2 protein-coding genes are annotated in these 5005 nt (G+C 72.3%); both read right to left on the bottom strand.

The window, feature by feature from the left end; all coding sequences use genetic code 11:
• A partial coding sequence (locus tag ACIQK6_RS43025) for a type I polyketide synthase (protein WP_402697817.1) occupies positions 1 to 1998 on the bottom strand: 1998 nt, incomplete at its 3' end.
• 4 nt (positions 1999 to 2002) lie between these two features.
• The coding region (locus ACIQK6_RS43020) for a type I polyketide synthase (RefSeq protein ID WP_402697816.1) at positions 2003 to 5005 on the bottom strand (3003 nt) is incomplete at its 5' end.

Here is a 5005-nt window from a genome sequence, read left to right as displayed (position 1 = left end):
CTCCAAGGACAACACCCCCGACACGTGCGCAGCCGCGATCTCCCCCACCGAATGACCACCGACGAAGTCAGGGCGCACCCCAAAAGACTCCACCAAACGGAACAACGCCACCTCCACCGCAAACAACGCAGCCTGCGCATGGACCGTCCGGTCCAACAGCCCCTGGTCCCCGTCGAAGATCACCTCCCGCAACGGACGCTCGAGACCCGCATCCAGCAGGACACAGACCTCATCCAACGCGCGCGCGAACACCGGGAACCGGGCCACGAGCTCCCGCCCCATACCCACCCGCTGACTGCCCTGACCCGTGAACAGGAACGCCGTCCTGCCCCGCTCCGCCCGCGAGGTACCCCGAGTACCCGCACCCGCACCCGCTGCCACCTCCGCCAGGCCGGCAAGCAGCTCCGCACGATCCGTACCCAGTACCACCGCGCGGTGATCGAAGAGCGCACGCGAAGTCACCAACGAGAAACCGGTATCCACCAGGGATAAGTCCGCACCAGCAGCAACGAACTCGTGCAACCGCGCCACCTGCGCACGCAACGCATCCGCCGTACGACCCGACACCACCCACGGCACCGGAACACCCACGGGCCAACCCGACACAGCAACATCCCCGCCGGCAACCACCTCCCCCACAACCTGCCCCGGAGGCTCCTCCACGATCACATGCGCATTGGTACCGCTGATACCGAAGGACGAGATGCCCGCACGACGCGTCTCGCCCTCGCGCTGCTGCCACTCCACCTCCTCGGTGAGCAGCTCGATGTCGCCCGCCGTCCAGTCGACGTGCGTGGACGGGGCGTCGACGTGCAGGGTCCTGGGCATGACGCCGTGGCGCAACGCCTGCACCATCTTGATGACACCGGCGACTCCGGCGGCGGCCTGGGTGTGTCCGAGGTTGGACTTCACCGAGCCCAGCCGCAAGGGGCGTCCCTGCGGGCGCTCCTGCCCGTAGGTCGCGAGCAGTGCGTCCGCCTCGATGGGGTCGCCCAGGGTGGTGCCGGTGCCGTGCGCCTCGACCACGTCCACGTCGGCGGCCTTGAGTCCGGCGTTCGCCAACGCGGCCCGGATGACACGTTGTTGGGAAGGTCCGTTGGGGGCGGTCAGGCCGTTGCTCGCACCGTCCTGGTTGACGGCGGAACCAGTGACGACCGCCAGCACCCGGTGACCGTTTCTGCGCGCGTCCGAGAGGCGCTCCACGAGCAGCACACCGGCGCCCTCGGCGAAGCCCGTGCCGTCCGCGCCGTCCGCGAAGGACTTGCAGCGGCCGTCGGGGGCCAGGCCGCGCTGGCGGCTGAATTCCACGAAGGTGCCCGGGGTGGCCATGACGGTCACACCGCCGGCGAGGGCCAGCTCGCACTCGCCGCGCCGCAGTGACTGGACCGCCAGGTGCAGGGCCACCAGGGAGGACGAGCACGCGGTGTCCACCGATACGGCAGGGCCCTCCAGGCCGAAGGTGTAGGCGACCCGGCCCGAGACGATGTTGCCACTGCCGAAGCTGTGCGGGTAGTCGTGGTACATGACGCCGGAGAAGACACCTGTCGTGGTCCCCCGCAGGCTGGCCGGGACGATCCCCGCGTGCTCCATGGCCTCCCAGGAGGCTTCCAGCATGAGCCGCTGCTGCGGGTCGAGGACCGGCGCCTCGCGCGGGCCGATGCCGAAGAACTTGGCGTCGAAGTCTGCCGCGTCGAGCAGGAAGCCGCCGTCCAGGCTGTACGTCGTACCGGCGCGCTCACCCTTGGGGTCGTGCAGCTGCTCGAGGTCCCAGCCCCGGTCCCCCGGGAAGCCGGTGATGCCGTCCCGGCCGGCCCTGACGAACTCCCACAGCTCGTCGGGGGTGCGTGCGCCGCCGGGGAACCGGCAGGCCATGCCCACGATCGCGATCGGTTCGCGGGAGGCGGACACCACCTTGCGGTTCTGGTCCCGCAGGCGTTCGGTCTCCTTGAGCGAGGCCCGCAGGGCCTCGATCAGCTTTCCCTCGTTCTGGGCCATGATGGGCTCACGCCTCCCGCGTCGTGTCGTTGAGCGCCATCTCGATGAGGCTCTCGGTGTCCATCCCGTCGATGTCCTCGGCGTACTCGGCCTCGGACACCCCTCGTTCCGTTGCGCCCGTCGGGCCGCCGCCCAGTCCGGTGAGTTCGAGGAGGCTGTCGAGCAGCCCTGCCTCCCGGAGCTGCGGCAGCGAGAGGGCCTGGAAGGCCTGGTGCAGCCGCGCCTCGACCTCCGCCTCCGGGCGCGCCTCCGGCGCCAATTGCTCCCTCAGGTGGGCGGCGAGGGTGCGGATGCTCGGGTAGTCGAAGATCAGGGCGGCGGGCAGTCGGAGCCCGGTCGCCTCGTTCATGCGGTTGCGGAACTCCACGGAGGTCAGCGAGTCGAAGCCGAGTTCGTTGAAGGCCCGCTCCTCCTCGATGGTCTCCGTTCCCCGATGGCCCAGGACGATCGCGGCCTGAGCGCGGACCAGGTCGCGCAGCAGCGTTTCGCGCTCGGCCTCGGGTGCCTCGGTGAGCCTGCGCCGCAGGGTGTCGGCCCCGGTGCCGGCGGTGCCGGCGACCCGTCGCGCCACCGGGGCCCGTACCAGTCCGCGGAAGAGCGGCGGGAGTTCGGCGCCGGCCTCGCCGAGTGCCTTGAGGTCCAGCTTGACCGGGACCAGTGCCGGCTCGCCGAGCGCGACGGCCGTGTCGAAAAGGGCCGTGCCGAGCTCGGCGGTGAGCACCTCCACACCGGCCCGGGCCGCGCGCCGCACGTCGGCCTCATCGAGCGTGCCCGCCATGCCGTCCGTGCCCCACATGCCCCAGGCGAGGGACGTGGCGGGCAGCCCGGACGCCCGGCGCTGTTGCGCGAGGGCGTCCAAGTAGGCGTTGGCGGCTGCATAGTTGCCCTGTCCCGGACCGCCCAGTACGCCGCCGACGGACGAGAACAGCACGAACGCCGTGAGTCCCGCGTCCCGGGTCAGCTGGTGCAGGTTCCAGGCCGCGTCGACCTTCGGGCGCAGTACGGCGTCCATCCGGGCGGGTGTGAGGGACGCGATCGTGGCGTCGTCCAGCACACCGGCGGCGTGCACCACGCCGGTCAGTGGGCGGTCGGCGGGGACCCGCCCGAGGATGTCGGCCAGCGCAGCGCGGTCGGCGACGTCGCAGGCCTCGACGGTGACGGTCGTGGCGCCCAGCCCGAGGAGCTGCTGGCGCAGTTCTCCGGTGCCCGGAGCATGCACGCCGCGCCGGCTGACGAGCAGCAGGTGTCGTACGCCGTGTTCGGCCACCAGGTGGCGGGCGAAGACCGCGCCCAGACCACCTGTGGCTCCGGTGAGCAGCACGGTGCCGGCCGCGTCCCACGTGGGAACGGTCCCTGCGCCGGAGTCCGCACCGGCCGGGGGTTCACCGGCGTCCGCACCGGCCCGGGCGACCCGGGTCAGCCTGGGCACGAGCACCGTGCCTTCGCGCAGCGCCACCTGCTCCTCGCCCGACGCCAGAGCTGCGGTCAGCGCACCGCGCGAAGCGACGGAGTCGTCGAGGTCGGCCAGCACGATCCGCCCGGGGTTCTCGGCCTGCGCGGAGCGCACCAGCCCGCCCACGGCGGCGCCGGCCAGGTCGACCGCCTCCCCGGCGTCCCCGGCCACCGCCCCGCGGGTCAGCACGACCAGGGTGGACGCGGCGAACCGGTCGTCGGTCTGCCAGGCCCGGAGGGCCGCCAGCACCCGGTGCGTCTCGTTGCGTACGGCATCGGGTTCGCTGCCCGTACCGGCGGCGGCGCCGCTCACCAGCACGACCACGTCGGCGCCGGTCGCCCGGTCGAGTCCGTCGGCCTCCTCGGCCTCGAGCTCCGCTGCCCACTTGGCGGCCTGCGGCCCGACCACGGCCCAGGATCCGGTCCTGGCCGTGCTCTCCGCGTGGATCGGGGACCAGTCCACCCGGTAGAGGGAGTCATGGAACGCGGCTCCTCCGGAGCTCAGCTGGTCCGCCGAGACCGGCCGCACGGAAAGCGAACCCACCACGGCGACGGGCCGGCCCCGGTCGTCGGCGATGTGCAGGGCCACGGCGTCCCGGCCCGGCACCGGGCGCAACCGCACCCGCAGCCGGGTGGCGCCGGTGGCGAACAGTTCGATGTCCGACCACGCGAACGGCAGCTCCGCCCGGTCACCGTCCCTGGCGAGCCCGATGGCGTGCAGAGCGGCATCCAGTGCCGCCGGGTGCAGCCCGAAGCCCGTAGCGCTCGCCACGGTCTCTTCCGGGAGGACGACGTCGGCCAGTACGTCGGCACCGTCGCGCCATGCGGCGGTGAGCCCCTGGAACGCCGGGCCGTAACCGAGCCCGCCGTCGGCGAACCGCTCGTACATGCCCGACAGTTCGAGCGCATCGGCACCGGCCGGCGGCCACACCCCCAGGTCGAAGGAGGGGTGCGAGACGACGTCGTCGAGTGCGCCCGTGGCATGCCGGGCCCACGGGTCGCCCGCCGCGGCCCCGGACTGACGCGAATGCACGGTGAAGCGCCGAGAACCCGTCGCGTCCGGGGTGCCGACGGAGATTTGAAGATCCACGCCGCCCCGCCCGGGCAGTACCAGCGGGGCTTCGAGCACCAGGTCCGCGACACGCCCGCAACCGATCCGGCCACCGGCGTGCAGGACCAGCTCCACGAAGCCCGTGCCGGGGAACAGCGTCGCGCCCCCGAAGGTGTGGTCGGACAGCCAAGGATGGGACTGTACGGAGACCTTGCCGGAGAAGAGCACCCCGTCGGCCTCGGCAAGCTCGACCGAGGAGGTGAGGAAGGAGTGCTCGGAGGAGCTGTAGCCGCTGCCACCGCTGGTGTCCGCGTCGAGCCAGTAGTGGTCGTGCTGGAAGGCGTACGTGGGCAGATCAACCCGGCGGGCGCCCAGACCGGCGAACAGCGCCTGCCAGTCGACGGAGGTGCCGGCCCGGAAGGCCTGGGCGAGCGCGGTCAGCAAGGTGTGCGCCTCGTCCCGCCCCTTGCGCAGGACCGGCACCAGCAGCGCAGCGTCCTCCAGGGA

The organism is Streptomyces sp. NPDC091682 (assembly GCF_044756625.1).
In the GTDB taxonomy this organism is placed as follows: Bacteria; Actinomycetota; Actinomycetes; order Streptomycetales; family Streptomycetaceae; genus Streptomyces.
The sequence above is the reverse complement of the archived record's forward strand: the minus strand, read 5'-3'. Positions and strand labels throughout refer to the sequence as shown.